Origin of the sequence: Streptomyces vulcanius (assembly GCF_042653945.1) — a bacterium.
Classification (GTDB): Bacteria; Actinomycetota; Actinomycetes; order Streptomycetales; family Streptomycetaceae; genus Streptomyces; species Streptomyces mangrovi.
The window spans coordinates 73,279-92,611 of the sequence record NZ_JBHSFK010000018.1 but is presented as its reverse complement, the minus strand read 5'-3'; the positions used below and the strand labels follow the sequence as shown (position 1 = coordinate 92,611).

General features: G+C 66.9%; 30 protein-coding genes. 5 read left to right on the top strand and 25 right to left on the bottom strand.

Annotated elements, in window-relative coordinates; all coding sequences use genetic code 11:
* Window positions 1-32: 32 nt before the first annotated feature.
* The 23 genes from ACFPIH_RS26710 to rpsJ form a co-directional block, all read right to left on the bottom strand.
* A complete protein-coding gene (locus tag ACFPIH_RS26710) occupies window positions 33-692 on the bottom strand; it encodes an adenylate kinase (protein ID WP_381176421.1) in 660 nt (219 codons plus the stop codon).
* On the bottom strand, window positions 692-2,005 hold the full coding sequence (secY, locus tag ACFPIH_RS26705) for a preprotein translocase subunit SecY (protein WP_381176418.1): 1,314 nt from the start codon (window positions 2,003-2,005) through the stop codon (window positions 692-694). Before secY ends, ACFPIH_RS26710 begins: the two co-directional genes overlap by 1 nt.
* Before the next feature lie 272 nt (window positions 2,006-2,277).
* A complete protein-coding gene (rplO, locus tag ACFPIH_RS26700; RefSeq protein ID WP_381176415.1) occupies window positions 2,278-2,733 on the bottom strand; it encodes a 50S ribosomal protein L15 in 456 nt (151 codons plus the stop codon).
* A gap of 2 nt (window positions 2,734-2,735) precedes the next feature.
* A complete protein-coding gene (gene rpmD / locus ACFPIH_RS26695; protein ID WP_030788246.1) occupies window positions 2,736-2,918 on the bottom strand; it encodes a 50S ribosomal protein L30 in 183 nt (60 codons plus the stop codon).
* Window positions 2,918-3,526 (bottom strand): 30S ribosomal protein S5, encoded by a 609-nt coding sequence (rpsE, locus tag ACFPIH_RS26690; protein ID WP_013001409.1) that lies wholly within the window; start codon window positions 3,524-3,526, stop codon window positions 2,918-2,920. The genes rpmD and rpsE overlap by 1 nt, the downstream gene beginning before the upstream one ends.
* A gap of 36 nt (window positions 3,527-3,562) precedes the next feature.
* A complete protein-coding gene (gene rplR / locus ACFPIH_RS26685; RefSeq protein WP_381176410.1) occupies window positions 3,563-3,946 on the bottom strand; it encodes a 50S ribosomal protein L18 in 384 nt (127 codons plus the stop codon).
* Window positions 3,947-3,949: 3 nt separating this feature from the next.
* Window positions 3,950-4,489: a 50S ribosomal protein L6 gene (gene rplF / locus ACFPIH_RS26680; RefSeq protein WP_381176407.1), complete on the bottom strand. Its 540-nt coding sequence runs from the start codon at window positions 4,487-4,489 to the stop codon at window positions 3,950-3,952.
* A gap of 24 nt (window positions 4,490-4,513) precedes the next feature.
* Entirely contained in the window at window positions 4,514-4,912 is a 399-nt protein-coding gene (gene rpsH, locus ACFPIH_RS26675; protein ID WP_073491923.1) for a 30S ribosomal protein S8, read from the bottom strand.
* A gap of 213 nt (window positions 4,913-5,125) precedes the next feature.
* Window positions 5,126-5,311 carry a type Z 30S ribosomal protein S14 gene (locus tag ACFPIH_RS26670; protein WP_003956452.1) on the bottom strand — a complete coding sequence of 62 codons (186 nt, stop codon included), beginning with the start codon at window positions 5,309-5,311 and terminating at the stop codon, window positions 5,126-5,128.
* 5 nt (window positions 5,312-5,316) lie between these two features.
* Entirely contained in the window at window positions 5,317-5,874 is a 558-nt protein-coding gene (gene rplE, locus ACFPIH_RS26665) for a 50S ribosomal protein L5 (protein WP_007494758.1), read from the bottom strand.
* Window positions 5,874-6,197: a 50S ribosomal protein L24 gene (gene rplX / locus ACFPIH_RS26660; RefSeq protein WP_033272457.1), complete on the bottom strand. Its 324-nt coding sequence runs from the start codon at window positions 6,195-6,197 to the stop codon at window positions 5,874-5,876. The genes rplE and rplX overlap by 1 nt, the downstream gene beginning before the upstream one ends.
* Before the next feature lie 2 nt (window positions 6,198-6,199).
* Window positions 6,200-6,568: a 50S ribosomal protein L14 gene (gene rplN / locus ACFPIH_RS26655; protein WP_003992364.1), complete on the bottom strand. Its 369-nt coding sequence runs from the start codon at window positions 6,566-6,568 to the stop codon at window positions 6,200-6,202.
* 124 nt (window positions 6,569-6,692) lie between these two features.
* Window positions 6,693-6,980 (bottom strand): 30S ribosomal protein S17, encoded by a 288-nt coding sequence (gene rpsQ / locus ACFPIH_RS26650; RefSeq protein WP_381176398.1) that lies wholly within the window; start codon window positions 6,978-6,980, stop codon window positions 6,693-6,695.
* Window positions 6,980-7,204, bottom strand: coding sequence for a 50S ribosomal protein L29 (gene rpmC / locus ACFPIH_RS26645; RefSeq protein WP_121894850.1), 225 nt, complete (start codon window positions 7,202-7,204; stop codon window positions 6,980-6,982). Before rpmC ends, rpsQ begins: the two co-directional genes overlap by 1 nt.
* Window positions 7,204-7,623, bottom strand: a complete 420-nt coding sequence (rplP, locus tag ACFPIH_RS26640) for a 50S ribosomal protein L16 (RefSeq protein WP_010354233.1) — start codon at window positions 7,621-7,623, stop codon at window positions 7,204-7,206. The genes rpmC and rplP overlap by 1 nt, the downstream gene beginning before the upstream one ends.
* Window positions 7,624-7,628: 5 nt before the next feature.
* The gene (gene rpsC / locus ACFPIH_RS26635) at window positions 7,629-8,465 is read right to left on the bottom strand and encodes a 30S ribosomal protein S3 (RefSeq protein ID WP_381176393.1); all 837 of its coding nucleotides are present in this window, start codon (window positions 8,463-8,465) and stop codon (window positions 7,629-7,631) included.
* The gene (gene rplV, locus ACFPIH_RS26630) at window positions 8,465-8,812 is read right to left on the bottom strand and encodes a 50S ribosomal protein L22 (protein ID WP_381176389.1); all 348 of its coding nucleotides are present in this window, start codon (window positions 8,810-8,812) and stop codon (window positions 8,465-8,467) included. Before rplV ends, rpsC begins: the two co-directional genes overlap by 1 nt.
* Window positions 8,813-8,855: 43 nt before the next feature.
* The gene (gene rpsS, locus ACFPIH_RS26625; RefSeq protein ID WP_069770399.1) at window positions 8,856-9,137 is read right to left on the bottom strand and encodes a 30S ribosomal protein S19; all 282 of its coding nucleotides are present in this window, start codon (window positions 9,135-9,137) and stop codon (window positions 8,856-8,858) included.
* Window positions 9,138-9,149: 12 nt separating this feature from the next.
* Entirely contained in the window at window positions 9,150-9,986 is an 837-nt protein-coding gene (rplB, locus tag ACFPIH_RS26620) for a 50S ribosomal protein L2 (RefSeq protein WP_055718841.1), read from the bottom strand.
* A 40-nt stretch (window positions 9,987-10,026) separates the two neighbouring features.
* The gene (gene rplW / locus ACFPIH_RS26615; RefSeq protein WP_381176385.1) at window positions 10,027-10,446 is read right to left on the bottom strand and encodes a 50S ribosomal protein L23; all 420 of its coding nucleotides are present in this window, start codon (window positions 10,444-10,446) and stop codon (window positions 10,027-10,029) included.
* Window positions 10,446-11,105 carry a 50S ribosomal protein L4 gene (gene rplD, locus ACFPIH_RS26610; protein ID WP_381176382.1) on the bottom strand — a complete coding sequence of 220 codons (660 nt, stop codon included), beginning with the start codon at window positions 11,103-11,105 and terminating at the stop codon, window positions 10,446-10,448. The genes rplW and rplD overlap by 1 nt, the downstream gene beginning before the upstream one ends.
* A gap of 8 nt (window positions 11,106-11,113) precedes the next feature.
* Window positions 11,114-11,758 (bottom strand): 50S ribosomal protein L3, encoded by a 645-nt coding sequence (gene rplC / locus ACFPIH_RS26605; protein WP_210572712.1) that lies wholly within the window; start codon window positions 11,756-11,758, stop codon window positions 11,114-11,116.
* Between the two features lie 17 nt (window positions 11,759-11,775).
* On the bottom strand, window positions 11,776-12,084 hold the full coding sequence (rpsJ, locus tag ACFPIH_RS26600) for a 30S ribosomal protein S10 (protein ID WP_003948644.1): 309 nt from the start codon (window positions 12,082-12,084) through the stop codon (window positions 11,776-11,778).
* A gap of 555 nt (window positions 12,085-12,639) precedes the next feature.
* Between rpsJ and ACFPIH_RS26595 the strand changes: the two genes are divergently transcribed.
* From ACFPIH_RS26595 to ACFPIH_RS26575, 5 genes are read left to right on the top strand one after another with little or no spacing between them, the layout of a single operon-like run.
* Complete coding sequence (locus ACFPIH_RS26595; protein ID WP_381176377.1) at window positions 12,640-13,095, top strand: hypothetical protein; 456 nt, start codon at window positions 12,640-12,642, stop codon at window positions 13,093-13,095.
* Complete coding sequence (locus tag ACFPIH_RS26590) at window positions 13,082-13,801, top strand: hypothetical protein (RefSeq protein ID WP_381176374.1); 720 nt, start codon at window positions 13,082-13,084, stop codon at window positions 13,799-13,801. Before ACFPIH_RS26595 ends, ACFPIH_RS26590 begins: the two co-directional genes overlap by 14 nt.
* Window positions 13,801-15,513, top strand: a complete 1,713-nt coding sequence (locus ACFPIH_RS26585) for a putative T7SS-secreted protein (RefSeq protein ID WP_381176371.1) — start codon at window positions 13,801-13,803, stop codon at window positions 15,511-15,513. Before ACFPIH_RS26590 ends, ACFPIH_RS26585 begins: the two co-directional genes overlap by 1 nt.
* A gap of 3 nt (window positions 15,514-15,516) precedes the next feature.
* Entirely contained in the window at window positions 15,517-15,819 is a 303-nt protein-coding gene (locus ACFPIH_RS26580) for a YrhB domain-containing protein (protein WP_381176368.1), read from the top strand.
* Between the two features lie 4 nt (window positions 15,820-15,823).
* Entirely contained in the window at window positions 15,824-17,110 is a 1,287-nt protein-coding gene (locus ACFPIH_RS26575; RefSeq protein ID WP_381176365.1) for a YrhB domain-containing protein, read from the top strand.
* Window positions 17,111-17,143: 33 nt separating this feature from the next.
* On the opposite strand, the gene ACFPIH_RS26570 is transcribed toward ACFPIH_RS26575, so the two are convergent.
* The gene (locus tag ACFPIH_RS26570) at window positions 17,144-17,776 is read right to left on the bottom strand and encodes a hypothetical protein (protein ID WP_381176362.1); all 633 of its coding nucleotides are present in this window, start codon (window positions 17,774-17,776) and stop codon (window positions 17,144-17,146) included.
* 16 nt (window positions 17,777-17,792) lie between these two features.
* Window positions 17,793-18,839 carry a hypothetical protein gene (locus ACFPIH_RS26565; RefSeq protein ID WP_381176359.1) on the bottom strand — a complete coding sequence of 349 codons (1,047 nt, stop codon included), beginning with the start codon at window positions 18,837-18,839 and terminating at the stop codon, window positions 17,793-17,795.
* Between the last annotated feature and the right edge of the window lie 494 nt (window positions 18,840-19,333).

The window sequence follows — 19,333 nt, the reverse complement described above, 5'->3', positions numbered from 1 at the left end:
CCGGGGACTCCACGGCCGTACAGGGACGACGACTAGTGCTCGACGTCGCGCTTCAGCGCCGCCAGGGCGCGGTCGGTGACCTCTTCCACGGGGCCCATGGAATCGATCGTCACGACCAGGCCCTGCGCCTTGTAGTAGTCGATGATCGGCTCGGTCTGCGTGTGGTAGACCTCGAGACGGGTACGGACCGTTTCCTCGGAGTCGTCGTCCCGCTGGTACAGCTCGCCGCCGCAGACGTCGCAGACGCCGTCCTTCGCGGGCTTCTTGTACGACACGTGGAAGACGTGGGCGGAGTCGTTGCGGCAGATGCGCCGGCCGGCGATCCGCTTGACGACCTCCTCCTCGGGGGCCTCCAGGTCGAGTACCGCGTCCAGCTTGATGCCCTCGGTGGTGAGGAGCTCGTCCAGCGCCTCGGCCTGCGAGACGTTGCGCGGGAAGCCGTCCAGCAGGAAGCCGCGCTCGGCGTCCGGCTGCTCCATCCGGTCCTTGGCCATGGCGATGGTGACCTCGTCGGGGACGAGGTTGCCGGCGTCCATGTAGGACTTCGCGAGTTTCCCGAGCTCCGTCTGCCTGCTGATGTTGGCGCGGAACAGGTCACCCGTGGAGATGTGCGGCACGCTCAGGTTCTCGGCCAGGCGAGTGGCCTGCGTACCCTTTCCGGCACCCGGCGGCCCGACGAGGACGATTCGCATCAGCGGAGGAACCCTTCGTAATTGCGCTGCTGGAGCTGGCTCTCGATCTGCTTCACCGTTTCGAGGCCCACACCCACGATGATCAGGATGCTGGTGCCACCGAACGGGAAGTTCTGGTTTGCCCCGAAACCAACCAACGCCATCGTCGGCACAAGAGCGATCAGACCCAAGTACAGCGAACCCGGCCAGGTGATCCGGTTGAGTACGTAGGACAGGTACTCAGCGGTCGGTCGGCCAGCCCGGATGCCCGGGATGAAGCCACCATACTTCTTCATGTTGTCCGCGACTTCCTCGGGGTTGAAGGAGATCGCCACGTAGAAGAACGCGAAGAACACGATGAGCAAGAAGTACATGCTGATGTAGATCGGGTGGTCGCCCCGGGTCAGATTGTCGTTGATCCAGGTCTTCCAGCTGGAGTTCCCGCCGGAGAACTGAGCGACCAGAGCCGGGATGTAGAGCAGCGACGAGGCGAAGATGACCGGGATCACACCGGCCTGGTTCACCTTCAGCGGGATGTACGTCGACGTACCGCCGTAGGAACGGCGGCCGATCATGCGCTTCGCGTACTGCACCGGGATGCGCCGCTGGGCCTGCTCCACGAAGACCACCAGAGCGACCATCACCAGGCCGACCGCGATGACCGTGCCGAACTCGATCCAGCCGTCCGCGAGCTTGCCCTGCTTCTTGATGGCCCACAGGGCGGAGGGGAAGGTCGCGGCGATCGAGATGAACATCAGGATGGACATGCCGTTGCCGATGCCCCGGTCGGTGATGAGCTCACCGAGCCACATGACGACGGCCGTACCGGCGGTCATGCAGATGACCATGACGATGGTGGTGAAGATCGCGCGGTCCGGAACGATCTGCGTGGCGGCCGAGCACCCGTTGAACAGGGCGCCGCTGCGGGCGGTGGCCACCAGGCCCGTGCCCTGCAGGATGGCGAGCGCCACCGTGAGGTAACGGGTGTACTGCGTGATCTTCGAGGTGCCGGCCTGCCCCTCCTTCTTGAGCGCTTCGAGGCGGGGGATCACCACCGTCAGCAGCTGAAGGATGATGCTCGCCGTGATGTACGGCATGATGCCCAGGGCGAAGATCGTGATCTGCAGCAGCGCCCCGCCGCTGAACATGTTGATCAGGCCGAAGAGGCCCTGATTGCCCGATGCCTCGTTCACACAGATCTGGACGGACTTGTAGTCGACGCCCGGAATCGGAACGTGCGTACCGACCCGGTAGACCACGACGATGGCCAGCGTGAAGAGCAGCTTCTTGCGCAGGTCGGGCGTCTTGAACGCCCGGGCGAACGCGGTGAGCACGGTGCCTCCTGCGACCCCCGCGCATCTGCGTCAAGGGTGACGGTCTTGAAGGTCGAATAAGAACAACGACTTGCGACAACGACTTACGACAACGACATGAGTAACGGCCGGCTGCCGCTCAAGGTGCCCCCTTGGGAGAACCTTGTGAAAAGTGGGCAGTGGAGGTCACCTTACCCGCGACACACCTGCCCTAGGAACGACCGACCGGGGATACCCCATTTGTGGGGTATCCCCGGTCGGGATCGCTCAAGTCATCAAGGCGCCTGATGGGTTCAGACGAGCTCGGTGACGGTACCGCCGGCGGCGGTGATCTTCTCCTTGGCGGAGCCGGAGACGGCGTCGACCGTCACCTGCAGCGCCACGGAGATCTCGCCCTGGCCGAGGACCTTGACGAGGCTGTTCTTGCGCACAGCGCCGTTGGCGACGAGCCCCTCGACGGTGACCTCGCCACCCTCCGGGTACAGCGCGGCCAGCTTGTCGAGGTTCACGACCTGGTACTCGGTCTTGAACGGGTTCTTGAAGCCCTTCAGCTTCGGGAGACGCATGTGGAGGGGCATCTGGCCACCCTCGAAGCGCTCCGGAACCTGGTAACGGGCCTTCGTGCCCTTGGTACCACGACCGGCCGTCTTACCCTTCGACGCCTCACCACGACCGACACGGGTCTTGGCGGTCTTGGCGCCCGGGGCGGGACGGAGGTTGTGGATCTTGAGCGGGTTGTTCTCCGCCATGATCAGTCGACCTCCTCGACCGTCACGAGGTGGCGGACGGTGTGCACCATGCCGCGGAACTCGGGGCGGTCCTCCTTGACGACCACGTCGTTCAGGCGCTTGAGCCCGAGCGAACGCAGGGTGTCACGGTGGTTCTGCTTGCTGCCGATGTAGGACTTCGTCTGCGTGATCTTGAGCTGAGCCATTACGCAGCACCAGCCCCGGCACGCGCACGCAGCAGAGCCGCGGGAGCGACGTCCTCGAGGGGCAGACCACGGCGGGCCGCGATCTCCTCGGGACGCTGCAGGCCCTTCAGGGCCTCCACGGTCGCGTGCACGATGTTGATCGCGTTCGACGAGCCGAGCGACTTCGACAGGATGTCGTGCACGCCCGCGCACTCGAGTACGGCACGCACCGGACCGCCGGCGATGACGCCGGTACCGGGGGAAGCAGGCTTGAGCAGGACGACGCCTGCGGCCTTCTCGCCCGTGATCGGGTGCGGGATGGTGCCCTGGATACGGGGGACCTTGAAGAAGTGCTTCTTGGCCTCCTCAACACCCTTGGCGATGGCGGCCGGCACCTCCTTGGCCTTGCCGTAACCGACACCCACGGTGCCGTCACCGTCGCCCACCACGACCAGCGCGGTGAAGCTGAAGCGACGACCACCCTTCACAACCTTGGCGACGCGGTTGATCGCGACGACGCGCTCAACGTACGCGGTCTTCTCGGCGGCAGCAGCGCCGCCGTCACGGCCCTTCCGGTCCCGCCGCTCGCCGCCACCGGCACCGCCACCGCGGCGCTGGGGTCCAGCCATTGGATTACCTCTCTCTTTCCGCTAGCTACAAGCGGCTCAGAACTTGAGCCCGGCTTCGCGGGCGGCGTCCGCCAGGGCAGCGATGCGCCCGGCGTACTGGTTGCCACCACGGTCGAACACGACAGCCTCGACGCCAGCGGCCTTGGCACGCTCGGCGACCAGGGCGCCGACCTGCTTGGCCTGCGCCGACTTGTCGCCTTCGGCACCGCGGACCGACGCGTCCAGGGTGGACGCGGAGGCCAGGGTGTGGCCCTTGAGGTCGTCGATCACCTGCGCCACGATGTGGCGGTTGGAGCGGGTCACGACCAGGCGGGGGCGCTCCTCCGTACCGGAGATCCGCTTGCGGATCCGGATGTGGCGGCGCTTGATGGCGGCACGCTTGTAGGCGTCGCCCTTCAGGATCTTCTGCCCGTATGCCATGGCTTACTTACCCGCCTTTCCGACCTTGCGGCGGATGACTTCGCCCTCGTACTTGACGCCCTTGGCCTTGTACGGGTCGGGCTTGCGCAGCTTGCGGATGTTGGCCGCGACCTCGCCGACCTTCTGCTTGTCGATGCCCTCGACCTGGAAACGGGTCGGGTTCTCCACCTTGAAGGAGATGCCCTCGGGGGCCTCGACGAGGATCGGGTGGCTGTAACCGAGCGCGAACTCGAGGTTCGAGCCCTTGGCGGTCACGCGGTAACCGACACCGCTGATCTCGAGCTTCTTCACGTAACCCTGGGTCACGCCGGTGATCATGTTCGCCACCAGCGTGCGGGACAGGCCGTGCAGGGCCTTGCTCTGACGCTCGTCGTTGGGGCGGGTCACCAGCAGGTGGCCGTCCTCGCCCTTGGCGATGTCGATCGGAGCAGCAACGGTGTGGGTCAGCGATCCCTTCGGGCCCTTGACCTCGACCGTGCGGCCGTCGATGGTGACGTCCACGCCGGCGGGAACCGCGATGGGGAGCTTGCCGATGCGCGACATAGCTGTTTCCTCCGTTCCCTTCTGCTACCAGACGTAGGCGAGGACTTCTCCGCCTACGCCCTTCTTGCCGGCCTGCTTGTCGGTGAGGAGCCCGTGCGACGTGGAGATGATCGCCACGCCGAGGCCGCCCAGCACCTTGGGCAGGGAGGTGGACTTCGCGTACACCCGGAGACCGGGCTTGGAGATCCGCTTGATGCCCGCGATGGAGCGCTCACGGTTCGGGCCGAACTTCAGCTCGAGGGTGAGGTTCTTGCCGACCTCAGCGTCCTCGATCTTCCAGCCCGTGATGAAGCCCTCCTGCTGGAGGATCTCCGCGATGTGCGACTTGATCTTGGACGCCGGCATCGTCACGGAGTCGTGGTACGCCGAGTTCGCGTTCCGCAGACGCGTAAGCATGTCTGCGATCGGATCAGTCATGGTCATGAATTGGCCTGTGGCCTCTCTCGCCGGGGTTTCCTGGTGCGCCATCCCTCTCCCCGATCCGAGACGGGACGGGTGCGGCGCGGTGGACCTACGGCGTAGTAAGTCGTACGGGCGACCGTCAGGCGCCCAACCCTCCAAGCCTAAGCCATGGAGAGGGGGGCGCCTGACACGCCCATTGCTTACCGAGAGCCCTGGAATCCCCTAACTGGGGATTTACCAGGAGCTCTTGGTCACGCCCGGCAGCTCGCCACGGTGAGCCATCTCACGAAGGCACACGCGGCAGAGGCCGAACTTGCGGTACACGGAGTGCGGACGACCGCAGCGCTGGCAGCGGGTGTACGCGCGCACACCGAACTTGGGCTTACGAGCAGCCTTGGCAATCAGAGCCTTCTTCGCCATCTCGCTTACGCCTCCTTGAAGGGGAAGCCGAGGTGACGGAGAAGGGCACGGCCCTCAGCGTCGTTGGTCGCCGTGGTCACCACGGTGATGTCCATACCCCGGACGCGGTCGATCTTGTCCTGGTCGATCTCGTGGAACATGACCTGCTCGGTGAGACCGAAGGTGTAGTTGCCACGGCCGTCGAACTGCTTGGGGGACAGACCACGGAAGTCGCGGATGCGCGGCAGCGCGAGCGACAGGGTGCGGTCCAGGAACTCCCACATGCGGTCGCCACGGAGCGTGACGTGGGCACCGATCGGCTGACCCTCGCGCAGCTTGAACTGCGCGATGGACTTGCGGGCCTTGGTGACGGCCGGCTTCTGACCGGTGATCGTGGTGAGGTCGCGGATGGCGCCCTCGATCAGCTTGGAGTCGCGGGCGGCGTCGCCCACACCCATGTTGACCACGATCTTGACGAGGCCGGGGATCTGCATGACGTTCTCGTACTTGAACTCGTCACGCAGCTTGCCCGCGATCTCCTCGCGGTACTTCGTCTTGAGACGCGGAGTGGTGGTGGTAGCCATCAGATGTCCTCACCCGTCCGCTTGGCAACGCGGATCTTGTTGCCCTCGTCGTCGAAGCGGTAACCGACACGCGTGACGACCTTGTTGCCGTCCTTCTCAACGACCAGCTGGACGTTGGAGACGTGGATCGGCGCCTCGGTCGTGACGATGCCGCCGGCCTGCGAACCGCTTGCGGTCGGGCCGGCCTTGGTGTGCTTCTTGACCCGGTTGACACCCTCGACCAGGACGCGGTCCTCGCGGGGGAAGGCCGCGATGACCTTGCCCTGCTTGCCCTTGTCCTTGCCGGTGATGACCTGGACCAGGTCGCCCTTCTTGATCTTCATGCTTACAGCACCTCCGGCGCGAGCGAGATGATCTTCATGAACTTCTTCTCGCGCAGCTCCCGGCCGACCGGGCCGAAGATACGGGTGCCACGAGGGTCGCCGTCGTTCTTCAGAATGACAGCGGCGTTCTCGTCGAAGCGGATGTACGAGCCGTCCGGACGGCGGCGCTCCTTGACGGTGCGAACGATGACGGCCTTGATGACGTCACCCTTCTTCACGTTGCCGCCGGGGATCGCGTCCTTGACGGTGGCGACGATGACGTCACCGATGCCTGCGTAGCGGCGACCGGAGCCACCGAGCACACGGATGCAAAGGATCTCCTTTGCACCAGTGTTGTCGGCGACACGCAGTCGCGACTCCTGCTGGATCACGTCTATCTCCTGTTTGTCTGCCGGTTCCCCGGGAGCCGCTCAGCGGCGGCTCCCGGAGCCTGGCGGAACTGTCCTGCGGGTTTGCCCGCAGGCGTACCTATTGGAATTCCCTTGCGGGAACTACTTACTTGGCCTTCTCGAGGATCTCGACGACGCGCCAGCGCTTCGTCGCGGACAGCGGCCGGGTCTCCATCAGGAGGACACGGTCGCCGACGCCCGCGGCGTTCTGCTCGTCGTGCGCCTTGAGCTTGTTCGTACGACGGATGACCTTGCCGTACAGCGCGTGCTTGACGCGGTCCTCGACGGCGACGACGACGGTCTTGTCCATCTTGTCGCTGACGACGAGACCCTCACGGGTCTTGCGGAAACCGCGCGCCTCGGTTGCGTTCTCAGTCACGTTGCTCTCGCTCATCAGGCGCTCTCCACCGTCTCGATGCCCAGCTCGCGCTCACGCATCAGGGTGTAGATCCGCGCGATGTCCTTACGGACGGCCTTCAGCCGACCGTGGTTCTCGAGCTGACCCGTCGCCGCCTGGAAGCGGAGGTTGAACAGCTCTTCCTTGGCCTCGCGGAGCTTGTCCAGCAGCTCCTCGTTGCCCAGCTCGCGCAGCTCGGACGCCTTGGTACCGGCCGACATCACGCTTCACCTGCCTCGCGCTTGACGATCCGGCACTTCATCGGCAGCTTGTGGGCCGCACGGGTCAGCGCCTCACGGGCGATCTTCTCATTGGGGTACGACAGCTCGAACATCACTCGTCCGGGCTTGACGTTGGCGATCCACCACTCCGGAGAACCCTTACCGGAACCCATGCGGGTCTCGGCGGGCTTCTTGGTGAGCGGACGGTCGGGGTAGATGTTGATCCAGACCTTGCCACCACGCTTGATGTGACGCGTCATGGCGATACGAGCGGCCTCGATCTGACGGTTCGTCACGTAAGCCGGGGTGAGCGCCTGGATGCCGTACTCACCGAACGACACCTGCGTACCGCCCTTGGCAGCGCCGTCGCGCTTGGGGTGGTGCTGCTTGCGGTGCTTGACCCTACGGGGGATCAGCATGTCGGTCAGGCCTCCGTTCCGGTGCTTTCGGCAGCCGGAGCGGCGGCGGCGGGAGCCTCGGCCGCGGGGGCCTCGGCGCCGGCAGCCTGCTGCGGCTTACGACCGCGACCGCCACGCTCGCCACCACGGCCACCACGGGCCGGGCGGTCGGCGCCGCCACCACGGGCGGGGCGGTTGCCCGCACGCGCGGCGGCGTTCTCGGCGCGGACCTCGGCGATGTTCTTGACATCGCCCTTGTAGATCCAGACCTTCACACCGATGCGGCCGAAGGTCGTCTTGGCCTCGAAGAAGCCGTAGTCCACGTTCGCGCGGAGCGTGTGCAGGGGCACGCGGCCCTCGCGGTAGAACTCCGAGCGGGACATCTCGGCGCCGCCGAGGCGGCCACCGCACTGGATCTTGATGCCCTTGGCGCCGGCCTTCATCGTGCCCTGCATGCTCTTACGCATGGCGCGACGGAAGGAGACGCGGGAGGACAGCTGCTCGGCGACGGCCTGGGCCACCAGCTGAGCGTCCGTCTCCGGGTTCTTGACCTCGAGGATGTTGAGCTGGACCTGCTTCTTGGTCAGCTTCTCCAGGTCGCCGCGGATACGGTCGGCCTCGGCGCCACGGCGGCCGATGACGATGCCCGGACGCGCGGTGTGGATGTCGACGCGGACGCGGTCACGGGTGCGCTCGATCTCAACCTTCGAGATGCCGGCGCGCTCCATGCCGGACGTCATCATCCGACGGATGGCGACGTCTTCTCCGACGTAGTCCTTGTACAGCTTGTCGGCGTACCAGCGGGACTTGAAGTCCGTGGTGATGCCGAGCCGGAACCCATGCGGGTTTACCTTCTGGCCCATTACCGGGTCCCTTCCTTGCTGGAGACGACCACGGTGATGTGGCTGGTCCGCTTGCGGATCCGGTAGGCGCGGCCCTGGGCACGCGGCCGGAACCGCTTCAGGGTCGGGCCCTCGTCGACGTACGCCTCGGTGATGACGAGCGACGTCGGGTCGGTGTGGTCGTAGTTGTGCGCGGCGTTGGCGATGGCGCTGTCGAGCACCTTGCCGACGGGCACGGAGGCTGCCTGCGGGGCGAATCGCAGAACAGCCTGGGCCTCCGTGGCGTCCATGCCACGGATGAGGTCCACCACGCGGCGGGCCTTCATGGGCGTGACGCGGATGTACCGCGCCTGGGCCCTGGCTTCCATGGTTGTCCCTTCAGTTTCTTACGTGTCTGAATGCGATCCGCTGCTAGCGGCGCTTCGACTTCCGGTCGTCCTTGACGTGACCCCGGAAGGTGCGCGTCGGCGAGAACTCGCCGAGCTTGTGGCCGACCATCGACTCGGTGACGAACACCGGGATGTGGGTCTTGCCGTTGTGCACCGCGATCGTGTGACCCAGCATGCTGGGGATGATCATCGAGCGACGGGACCAGGTCTTGATGACGTTCTTGGAACCGGCTTCGTTCTGGGCGTCCACCTTCTTTACGAGGTGGTCGTCGACGAAGGGCCCCTTCTTGAGACTGCGCGGCATCTAAACCCGCTCCTAGCGCTTCTTGTTCGTCTTGCGGCGGCGGACGATGTACTTGTTCGAAGCCTTCTTCGGCGAACGAGTACGACCCTCCTTCTGACCCCACGGGGAGACCGGGTGGCGACCACCGGAGGTCTTGCCCTCACCACCACCGTGCGGGTGGTCGACCGGGTTCATCGCGACACCACGGACGGTCGGGCGCACGCCCAGCCAGCGCTTGCGGCCGGCCTTACCCCAGTTGATGTTGCTCTGCTCGGCGTTGCCGACCTCGCCGACCGTGGCGCGGCAGCGCTGGTCGACCAGGCGGATCTCGCCGGAGGGCATGCGGAGGTGGGCCATCGAGCCCTCCTTCGCGAGCAGCTGCACGGAGGCACCGGCGGAGCGGGCGAACTTGGCGCCGCCACCGGGACGGAGCTCGATCGCGTGGATCGTGGTACCGACCGGGATGTTGCGGAGCGCCAGGTTGTTGCCCGGCTTGATGTCGGCCCCGGGACCGTTCTCGACGCGGTCGCCCTGCGTGAGGCCGCGCGGCGCGATGATGTAGCGCTTCTCGCCGTCGGCGTAGTGCAGCAGCGCGATGCGCGCGGTGCGGTTGGGGTCGTACTCGATGTGCGCGACCTTCGCCGGCACGCCGTCCTTGTCATGGCGACGGAAGTCGATGACGCGGTAGGCGCGCTTGTGTCCGCCACCCTGGTGGCGAACGGTCACACGACCGGAATTGTTACGGCCGCCCTTGCTGTGCAGGGGGCGAACCAGCGACTTCTCCGGCGTGGACCGCGTGACCTCGACGAAGTCGGCGACGCTGGAGCCACGGCGGCCCGGCGTAGTCGGCTTGTACTTGCGGATTCCCATTTCTCAGTCCTCGTCCGATATCGGACGATCCGGACCGCCCTCAGGCGGTCGGACCGCCGAAGATGTCGATACGGTCGCCCTCGGCGAGGGTCACGATCGCGCGCTTGGTGGCGGCGCGCTGACCGAAACCGGTCTTGGTGCGCTTGCGCTTACCGATGCGGTTGATCGTGTTGACCCCGGTGACCTTGACCGAGAAGACCGCCTGGACGGCCTGCTTGATCTGGGTCTTGTTGGCGTGCGGGGCGACGATGAACGTGTACTTGTTGTCGTCGAGGAGCGCGTAGCTCTTCTCGGACACGACCGGCTTCAGCAGCACGTCACGGGGGTCCGTGTACGACTTGCTGGGCGCGGTGACGACGGTGTTCTTGCCCTCGGTGGCGTGGCGCTTCGCCTTGGCGACGCGCGCGGCCTTGGCGGCCTTGGCCGCCTTGGGGGCGATGCTCGGGTGACGCGTAGCCATCAGGCGTCACTCCCTTCGGTGTCGTTGGCCTTGTTCGGGCCGGACACGAAGGACTCCAGGGCGGCCTGGGTGAAGACCACGTCGTCCGAGACGATCACGTCGTACGTGTTCAGCTGGCCCGGCTCCAGGATGTGGACCTGGGGCAGGTTGCGGGCGGACAGCCACGCGGCCTCGTCGGCGCGGTCGACGACCAGGAGCAGGTTCTTGCGCTCCGAGATCTTGCCGAACAGCACGCGAGCGGCCTTCGTGGAAACGGTCTCGCCCTCGACCACGCCGGTGACGACGTGGATGCGGTTGTGGCGGGCCCGGTCGGTGAGGGCGTGACGCAGGGCGGCAGCCTTCATCTTCTTCGGGGTCCGCTGCGAGTAGTCACGCGGCTGCGGGCCGTGGACGACGCCACCGCCGGCGAACTGCGGCGCGCGGGTCGAGCCCTGGCGCGCGCGGCCGGTGCCCTTCTGACGGTAAGGCTTCTTACCGCCACCACGGACTTCACCGCGGCGCTTGGTCTTGTGCGTGCCCTGGCGGGCAGCGGCGTTCTGCGCGACGACGACCTGGTGGATCAGCGGGATGCTGATCTTCTCCACGCCGAAGATCTCCGCGGGGAGCTCGACGCTACCGGTCTTCTCGCCTGCAGGCGAAAGGATGTCAACAGTGCTCATCGGTTACCTCAGGCCCCCTTGGCCGCGGTGCGGACCAGGACGAGGCCGCCGTTCGGACCGGGGACAGCGCCCTTGATGAGCAGCAGACCCTTCTCCGCGTCAACGGCGTGGACGGTCAGGTTCTGGGTGGTGACACGCTCGTTGCCCATGCGACCCGCCATGCGGAGGCCCTTGAACACGCGGCCCGGGGTGGCGCAGCCACCGATGGAACCGGGCGAGCGGTGCTTGCGCTGGGTGCCGTGTCCGGCGCCGAGGCCCTTGAAGTTGTGACGCTTCATGACACCGGCGAAGCCCTTGCCCTTGCTCTTGCCGGTCACGTCGACCTTGATGCCGGCCTCGAACACCTCAGCGGTGATCTCCTGGCCGAGCGTGTACTCGGAGGCGTCCGCGGTGCGGATCTCGACGAGGTGGCGACGGGGGGTGACATCGGCCTTGGCGAAGTGACCCTTGAGGGGCTTGTTCACCTTGCGCGGGTCGATCTCGCCGAAGGCGATCTGGACCGACTCGTAGCCGTCACTGTCGTTCGTACGGACCTGGGTCACGACGTTCGGGCCGGCCTTGACGACGGTGACCGGAACAACACGGTTGTTCTCGTCCCACACCTGCGTCATGCCGAGCTTCTCGCCCAGGATGCCCTTGATCTGCTTGGTCATTCTCAGCTCACCGACCCTCAGAGCTTGATCTCGATGTCGACACCGGCCGGGAGGTCGAGTCGCATCAAAGAGTCAACGGTCTTGGGGGTGGGGTCGAGGATGTCGATCAGGCGCTTGTGGGTGCGCATCTCGAAGTGCTCGCGCGAGTCCTTGTACTTGTGCGGCGACTTGATGACGCAGTACACGTTCTTCTCAGTGGGCAGCGGCACCGGGCCCGCGACCGACGCACCAGTACGCGTCACCGTCTCGACGATCTTCTTCGCCGAGCTGTCGATGACCTCGTGGTCGTAGGCCTTGAGCCGGATGCGGATCTTCTGTCCCGCCATGGCTACTCAGTAGTCCTGTCTCTTCTTACGCTCTGCATCCCGCTGTCCTGCCCTTGCTCCTCCGACCCACGCGGTCGGGTGTGTCGCGCCCCCGCCGACACAGATGCCCCTTGTTCGAACATCCCTGCTGGGAAGCACGGCCCTTCCGGAACCGCAAGCCGGGAGCGAAAGGCCCACCGGGCGCCTGGCCGGTACTGCACCGCACTTCCCGAAAGATTCCCGTACGTCCGCCCCAGCGCTGCCGCGTACGGCAGTTAGGGCGACGAGTACTGTGGGACTCGCTTTCAGTCCTCCCGGCGGGAGGCGCGCAGCATCAACACTCGACCGAGCAACCCCGCTAGTCTGCCATACGGGGCAGGTGCTCCGCCAATCGAGCCGGAGAGAATACCCCGAGGGTGACGTAGGTCAAACGCGGGTCCGATCGGCGGTGTGTCCGGCACGTGCAGACCCCGTGCGGACCATGTGACAGCCCTGTCCCGTATCCAGGACCCCGCCCCCTCCTCTCCCCCGCGACCGCCATAATCATGGCCATGTCTGAAAACGGGGGTGATCGGCATGGCTGAAAACGCGGGCGACGCACCGAGGTCGCGCTTGGACGACTACGCGGAGATGGCGGTCCCGGAACCGGAGGCTCCCGAGGCCGAGTGGTTCACCGAGCTGCTGGCGGAGTTCCGCCGTACGCCGGTCCTTGTACCGCTGGGCGAGAACGAGCGGGGGCTGCTGACCGCCGACTGGAACGGCGTCCGCTTCATCCTGGCCTTCTCCGACCCCCAGGCCCTCGCCCGCTACGCGCGGGCCCGCGGCGGCTACCACCGCGAGTGGCCCTACCAGACGATCCTCGGCGCCCGCCTGCTGGACGTGGCCGTACCCGCGGCCGGCGTGCCCTGCGGGGTGGCCCTGGACTGCGCGGACGGCCCCGACGGCGCGGTCTTCCCGCCGGTGCGGGGCGTCGTACCGGCGGAGGCGGCCGTGGACCTGGAGGACGAGGGGGTGCCGTATGAGCAGCGGTGACGTGCCGGTGACCACCGGTCTGGTGCCGGCGGACGGCGTCTGGACTCCGGTGAACGGGGGCGGTGGGGCCCCCGATCTGAAGGCCGTCGGCCTGGATCTGGTCGCCAAGGGCCTGACCGACGCGCTGGGCGAGCTGAAGGAGCTGGGCATGGTCGGCATGGCCGGGGCCGGCCGCGGCTTCGGCGACATCGCGCTGTCCGGCCTGGACCTGGGCCACGAGGGCCTGACGGCGACCTTCGGTTCGTTCTGCGAGCGCTGGGAGTGGGGAGTCCGCTCCCTGATCAACGAGGGCAACGCCTTCGCCGTGAAGACCGGCCTGGCGGCCGGCACCCTCCACGAGACCGAGGAGTACGTCGAGGGCACCTTCAAGGTCGTCACCAACGCCGCGATCGGAAATCCGTACGCCACGGAGGACGAGGTCACGCAGATGGGCTGGGGCGACATCGCCAAGTCCGGGGTGTGGGGCGGGAACGTCGACTACAGCCAGGAGTCCTGGGACCAGGCGGGCGAGAACATCAAGCAGGGCTGGAAGGACGCGGGCCGGGACGTGATGACCTCGCACACGGTCGGCCCGCTGGGCCTGAACCCCGAGAACCTGCACGAGACGTTCGGGGTCTCGGACACCGAGTACGACCAGATGCTGGACGACACGTTCGGCCCCTCCCCGGAGGCCCGGGCACAGGCCGCCGAGGGGGGTGAGCGGTAGTGGGCATCGTCGACGACATCAAAGGCGGCCTGAACAGCGGTCTGGAGTTCGGCGAGAACCTCGTCGACGAGGGCAAGAAGAAGCTCGGCGAGGGCGTCGACTACGCGACCGACAAGGTCGGCGACGGGCTCGACTACGTCGGTCTGCACGACGCGGCCGACGCCGTGGAGGACTTCGGCGACGAACTCGCCTCCGACCTCGGTGCCACCCCGGGCGAGCAGCAGCTCGGGCAGACCGAGGAGGCGAACGAGCTCGTCCACGGCAACCCGGGGAAGATCCGGGAGAGCGCGAAGCACCTCAAGGACTTCAACTCGGCCTTCGACAAGGTCGGCGCCGGCATGAAGGCCGTCGACTCCGCCGGCTGGAAGGGCGCGGGCGGCGACGCCTTCCGCGAGAAGTTCGGCGTCCACCCCACGAAATGGCTGCACGCGGCGGACGCCTGCGAGACGGCCGCGGGGGCGCTGGAGTCGTACGCGGACACGGTGAAATGGGCGCAGCAGCAGGCCCAGGAGGCCGTCGAGCTGTACAAGCGGGGCAAGAAGGCGTCCGTGGACGCGGTCGACGCGTACAACAAGAAGGTCGACGCCTACAACGCGAAGATCAAGGCGGACCAGGACCCGGGCCCACAGCCGGCGCCCTTCCACGACCCCGGTATCGACGACATCAGGGCGGCCCGCGAAAAGCTGGCCCAGGCCCGCAAGCAGCGCAACTCCGCCGCCACCGACGTACAGACGAAGGTCAAGGCGGCCCTGGCCCACGCCCCCGCCGAACCCCCGCCCCTCGACCGCCTCGGCAACGACCTGGTCGACGGCTACCAGGCCTACAACATGGAGCTCACCCATGTCGTCGGCGGCGCCCTCAAGGGCACGGCGGGCCTGCTGAACTTCGTGCGCGGCCTGAACCCCGTGGACCCCTACAACCTCACGCACCCCGCCGCGTACGTCCAGAACGTCAACATGACGCTGGCCGGCCTGGTCTCGACGGCCGCCCACCCCGAACGGGTCGTCCAGGCCGCCGTCGACGGCTTCAAGAAGGACCCCTCCGAATTCATCGGCCGCCTGCTCCCCGAACTGATCGGCACGAAGGGCGCGGGTCTGGCCCGCGGCGGACTGCAGATGGCGGTGAAGGAGGGCGCGGAGACCGCCGCGACGAACCTCGCCTCCAAGGGCGTGAAATTCGCGGACGACATCCCGGCGGGGAAGGACTGGAGCGGCCTGGCGAAATCAACGAACCACGTCGGGGAAAAGGCCATCCACTACGACTCGGTGGACCCGAAGGCGGCGCAGGAGTTCCTGGACAGCGAGTATCCGTGGTTGAAGGACGTCAACCAGACCGGTATGCCCGGCTACACGCAGAACTGCAGCCACAATGTCATCGCGGTGGACCGCAGGCTGGACGGCCACGAGGTGGTCGCGACGCCCCGGCAGGTCCCCGACCACGTCGAGCCGTCGTACCTCGGCAGCAGCAGGGCCAAGGGGGACATAGACATGGTCAAAAGCTACGATGACATCGTCAAGGACCTCCAGGCCCGCGGCGACGGCTCACGCAGTGTCGTGTACGTCAGCCGCTCGGACGGCTCGGCACACGTCTTCAACGCCGTGAACACCAAACATGGCGTGGTGTTCCTCGATGGCCAGAGCGGACAGCTGGGAATGCTGGAGAAGAACGCCTCGTCCATCGGACACATCCCTTATCGCGACGGAGTCAAATAAAGAATGGTGACCAAAGAAGAAGCAGTCTCGGCGGGAGCCAATTTCCTGAGGACAGCCGCCTATCCGGACCGCGCGAATTCCGTCGTCATGCTCCCGGAAACGGCCGTGGAATTCACTTACGGCTGGACTGTGCGCTTCGACTTCAAGGAGCACATCGAAACGGGCGACTTCGCCCAGGCTCCTTTCAGCTCCGTCGTGGTCGTCCCTCATGACGGGACGCCCGCGCACTTCCCTCCGACGTTCCCTCCGACCGAGCTGTACATGGAGATGCGCGCCACGGGCAACTGGCCCCCCAAGAAGGGATAGCAAGGTGCCCGTCCCCCACGATCGCGCCGCCGCCTGGCTGAACGCCACCTACGGCGGCCTCGTCGCGCCGTCCGCCGCGGAACCCGTCCACGAAACCCCCGCCGCCTGGCTCATGCCCTGCCGTGCGGTGCCGCAGCCCGGCTACCCGGAGACGCCGATGCTGGCGGCCTCCGTGGTGGTGCCCAAGGACGGCGGCTCCCCCTTCCACCCGGCCCCGAGCGACCCGCTCGCCGACCTGGCCCCGGCTGCCTCGCCCGAGGAGACGGCGGCCCGGGTGGCGGGCCAGCCCCGCCGGATCAACACCCGGGGCTGCACGGTCGCGTTGCACTCCGCGATCTCCGGCGCCCCGTCCATGCCGCTCCCCTGGCGCCCGTCGGACGAGGCCCCGGGCTGGGTGGCCCGCCTGAAGCGCCGCTACTTCCCCGAATTCACGCGCCTGCCCGTCAACACCTGGGACGACATCATCAAGGCCGTCTCGGAACCGGGCCCGGACACCCGGGGCGTGGTCTGGGTACGCCGCGAGATCGGCGGCCACGAGGCGACGGGCAACCTGCTGTACGCGCACAACAACAAGGGGAGGGTGGTCCTGCTGGACGGCCTGACCTCCTCACTGGCCCGCCTGGACACGTCCCTCGTCCGCGAGCTGGTCCTGCTCCGAGCCCTGCCCGCGACGGAAGGCGCGCGCCGTCTGCCGTGGGAACGCCCGGCGGCGGACTTCACGTCGGCGCTCGACAAGGCCCGGCTCTGGCTCGACGACGCCTACCAGGGCCAGGTCGCCCTGGACACCCCGACGCCGGCGGACGAGACGCGACGCGGCTGGGTCTTCTCCTGCAACACCGTCCGCTTTCTCCGCGACGGCAACTGGCAGGACGCCCTCCTCGACGCGACCGTGGTCATCCCCAAGGACGAGTCACCCCCCTTCGGCCTGCCCAACTCCGACCCCTGGGCGTGGCTGTCCCGCTGGGACGCCGGCGAGAACCCGGGGGCCACACCCCAGCCGGGACGCGCCGCATGGCTGGAGCCGACACTCTCGGATCTGGGCGCCGTCCTCTCCACCTCGGAACACGAGGACTGGCCGACCGCACTCGAAGCGCTGTCCGCCCTCCCGACCGATGCCCGAGCCCTGATCTGGATCCGCCGCACGGACGGCCGCGCCCGAGAGGCAGTGGGCTGGCTGGTGACCGCCCGCAAACTCCCGAACGCGGTCATGCTCCTCGACGGCGCAACGGGCACCCCCGCGTCCCCGGACCCTTCGGGCGTCCACCGCTTGCACGTGATCCGCTACCGCTGAACACGACTTACGGTCGTGCCCCCCAATGCCGGACTACGCCTTGGGGGGCATGGTGAAAGCGGCAGGCAGCTCTGCGTTGGATTTACAGCCGAGCAGTTTGGAAAGGGCGCGGCTTGATTCATAGATGATCCGAAGGTTGTCCTGCCTCGCCACATCCTCGGATACGGTCACCTCGTTGTAGATGCGCGAATATCCGTGCACCAGTACTGTCGCACCGGCGCCCATGTAAAATTTCTTGCTGGTGCATTCAAAATAAAGCAGAGCGACCTTTTCACCAGCTGCCGCCCTCTTCCCCATACGATATTCCTGAACAATCGAGTCCTTGCTCGGCGCAGGAACTTCCCGAACCAGTGAGAACCTGGTCCTTACGGAAGGTGTGACCAGGGAAGACCCGCTGTAGATGTTGCAGAAGTCAACCTCATTGTAGTCGTCGGCCGTTGCCGCATCATTTTGCGCAATCAGTTCGTCAGCGGGATCCTGCGGGTCGGTGCGTGTGGAGAGCTTCACGGACGCAGGAATGTCAGCAACTCGCCTCACAGCCTCCTTCCCCTGCGCGCTCAGGACCGTGTCGCAGGAACTCTTGGCAGTGCTGGGCTCCGCGGATTGCTCGCCCTTCGATTCCCCGCCCTGGCAACCAGCCGCAGCGAGAACCACGGCGACGAGCACGGGCGCCATCCTCGCTCTATGCACTGGGAAGTACACCGAGCTGGTCCTCTCCATTTGTCCCCTTCGTATATCCGCTGTTCAGTGCCTCTTCCAAATCCTGCCCGAATCCGTTGTCGTCGTGCGGAATCCCGTGCTTGGCCATGAACGACTCCATGGGTGATGCCGCAGCTACGTGGCCCGCACGATAGATCGCGCCCTGCTGCTCATGCGTGTTGTTGGCGCTGTCCATCTGATGGGTCTCAGCACTGCCGTCGATCACGCTGCCGATCTGCTGCTCGACCGCCCCCTGCCCGGCGTCCATGAAGACGGGGATGAGCGTGCCGGCCACGCCCACGGCAGCAACCGGGGGCAGGAACGCCGCGCCCGCGGCGATACCGACGCCTGCACCGAACTTGATCCACTCGGTCTTCTCTTGGAGGCTCTTGTTGTAGGCCGCGTCCCTCGCCAGCCCCTCCGCCTCGACCTGATCCGCGCGGGACTGGTCGAGGATCCCCTGGATCTCCGCTCCCGTGCGCACGATCTCCCGAGCATGCGGCTGGTTGATGTGGCTCCCGTCGACCTGTGCCTCCAGCGCACTCGTCCCATAGATCTGCTGGGCGACCGAGATCTCCGAGTACGCGTCCGGATGCTGCCCCAGCGTGCTCAGGAACTTGATCGCGTTGTTGGAACCGAACTGTGCGTGCCCCGCCGGATCGGTCGGGGCGAACAGGCTGTCTGCACGGTTCTCGTTCAGGCCCCAGTTCAGGTCGTCGATATACGCCGCGCCCATCCGCCCGAGGCTGTCGGAGATGGGTTCCTTGACGTTCTCGGGGTTGCCGTACGTCTGTACGACCTTCTCCATGATCGCGGCCGACGTCGCGTCCCGCGACGGCGTGGGCGTCGGATCGTCGTACGCGTACCCCAGCGTGGCCGCCTCCAGTGCGTGCCCGAGGGCGTCCGGACCACCGTCGCGGGCATGTACGGCCTCGTCGCTGCCGGGGTGGACGAGACTGTCCGGCGGCCAGTCGAACCCGCAAACCGAGCGCACACCGCCCTCCCGCACCACCCGCACCACCCGCACCACCCGCACCACCCTCATCGACATCACCGGCCCCACCAGCCCCGAAGGCCCTACCGGCCCCTCAGGACGCACCCCCGCGAGCATCAGCCGAAACCGAGCCCAAAGCAGAACCACACCCCCAGCCCCAATCCGAGGCCGCCCCGGAAGCCACCACTCCCCCAAACCCCCGCTCCCTCAGCCCCGAATTCCCGACCTCGACCGCCACCGCACCGCCACCACCCTCCTCTCCACCCTCCACCACCACGACCACCGCCTCCTCCTCTCCGAACGGGACATCGGCCGCCTCGCCCCCGCCGTAGCCGCCTGGCTCGAACGCGGCGCGCACCCCGAGGCCGTACGCCATGCCCTGACCTCGAACCTCCCGGGCGACCCCCGCCACCCGGCGTCCCTGCTCGGCTACCGCCTCACCGAGCTGCTGCCGCCATCTCCACCACCTCCCACACTCCTGTCCAGCGGCCCCAGCGCTCCCCGACCCTCTCGCCCTCTCCTTTCACAAC

Excerpts from the sequence above, each read along its gene's own strand:
- rpmC (WP_121894850.1), bottom strand. The coding sequence starts at position 7,204 with ATGTCGGCCGGTACCAAGGCGTCCGAGCTGCGCGAGCTGGGCAACGAG.
- rpsJ (WP_003948644.1), bottom strand. The coding sequence starts at position 12,084 with ATGGCGGGACAGAAGATCCGCATCCGGCTCAAGGCCTACGACCACGAG.
- ACFPIH_RS26580 (WP_381176368.1), top strand. The coding sequence starts at position 15,517 with ATGGTGACCAAAGAAGAAGCAGTCTCGGCGGGAGCCAATTTCCTGAGG.
- rpsH (WP_073491923.1), bottom strand. The coding sequence starts at position 4,912 with ATGACCATGACTGATCCGATCGCAGACATGCTTACGCGTCTGCGGAAC.
- rpsS (WP_069770399.1), bottom strand. The coding sequence starts at position 9,137 with ATGCCGCGCAGTCTCAAGAAGGGGCCCTTCGTCGACGACCACCTCGTA.
- rplC (WP_210572712.1), bottom strand. The coding sequence starts at position 11,758 with ATGACCAAGCAGATCAAGGGCATCCTGGGCGAGAAGCTCGGCATGACG.
- rplD (WP_381176382.1), bottom strand. The coding sequence starts at position 11,105 with ATGAGCACTGTTGACATCCTTTCGCCTGCAGGCGAGAAGACCGGTAGC.
- rplB (WP_055718841.1), bottom strand. The coding sequence starts at position 9,986 with ATGGGAATCCGCAAGTACAAGCCGACTACGCCGGGCCGCCGTGGCTCC.
- rplW (WP_381176385.1), bottom strand. The coding sequence starts at position 10,446 with ATGGCTACGCGTCACCCGAGCATCGCCCCCAAGGCGGCCAAGGCCGCC.
- rpsC (WP_381176393.1), bottom strand. The coding sequence starts at position 8,465 with ATGGGCCAGAAGGTAAACCCGCATGGGTTCCGGCTCGGCATCACCACG.
- ACFPIH_RS26710 (WP_381176421.1), bottom strand. The coding sequence starts at position 692 with ATGCGAATCGTCCTCGTCGGGCCGCCGGGTGCCGGAAAGGGTACGCAG.
- rpmD (WP_030788246.1), bottom strand. The coding sequence starts at position 2,918 with ATGGCTCAGCTCAAGATCACGCAGACGAAGTCCTACATCGGCAGCAAG.
- rplP (WP_010354233.1), bottom strand. The coding sequence starts at position 7,623 with ATGCTGATCCCCCGTAGGGTCAAGCACCGCAAGCAGCACCACCCCAAG.
- ACFPIH_RS26595 (WP_381176377.1), top strand. The coding sequence starts at position 12,640 with ATGGCTGAAAACGCGGGCGACGCACCGAGGTCGCGCTTGGACGACTAC.
- rplE (WP_007494758.1), bottom strand. The coding sequence starts at position 5,874 with ATGGCTACCACCACCACTCCGCGTCTCAAGACGAAGTACCGCGAGGAG.
- rplO (WP_381176415.1), bottom strand. The coding sequence starts at position 2,733 with ATGGCGGAGAACAACCCGCTCAAGATCCACAACCTCCGTCCCGCCCCG.
- ACFPIH_RS26590 (WP_381176374.1), top strand. The coding sequence starts at position 13,082 with ATGAGCAGCGGTGACGTGCCGGTGACCACCGGTCTGGTGCCGGCGGAC.
- ACFPIH_RS26670 (WP_003956452.1), bottom strand. The coding sequence starts at position 5,311 with ATGGCGAAGAAGGCTCTGATTGCCAAGGCTGCTCGTAAGCCCAAGTTC.
- rplF (WP_381176407.1), bottom strand. The coding sequence starts at position 4,489 with ATGTCGCGCATCGGCAAGCTCCCCATCGCGGTTCCCGCCGGCGTGGAC.
- rpsE (WP_013001409.1), bottom strand. The coding sequence starts at position 3,526 with ATGGCTGGACCCCAGCGCCGCGGTGGCGGTGCCGGTGGCGGCGAGCGG.
- rplR (WP_381176410.1), bottom strand. The coding sequence starts at position 3,946 with ATGGCATACGGGCAGAAGATCCTGAAGGGCGACGCCTACAAGCGTGCC.
- rplX (WP_033272457.1), bottom strand. The coding sequence starts at position 6,197 with ATGAAGATCAAGAAGGGCGACCTGGTCCAGGTCATCACCGGCAAGGAC.
- rpsQ (WP_381176398.1), bottom strand. The coding sequence starts at position 6,980 with ATGAGCGAGAGCAACGTGACTGAGAACGCAACCGAGGCGCGCGGTTTC.
- rplV (WP_381176389.1), bottom strand. The coding sequence starts at position 8,812 with ATGGAAGCCAGGGCCCAGGCGCGGTACATCCGCGTCACGCCCATGAAG.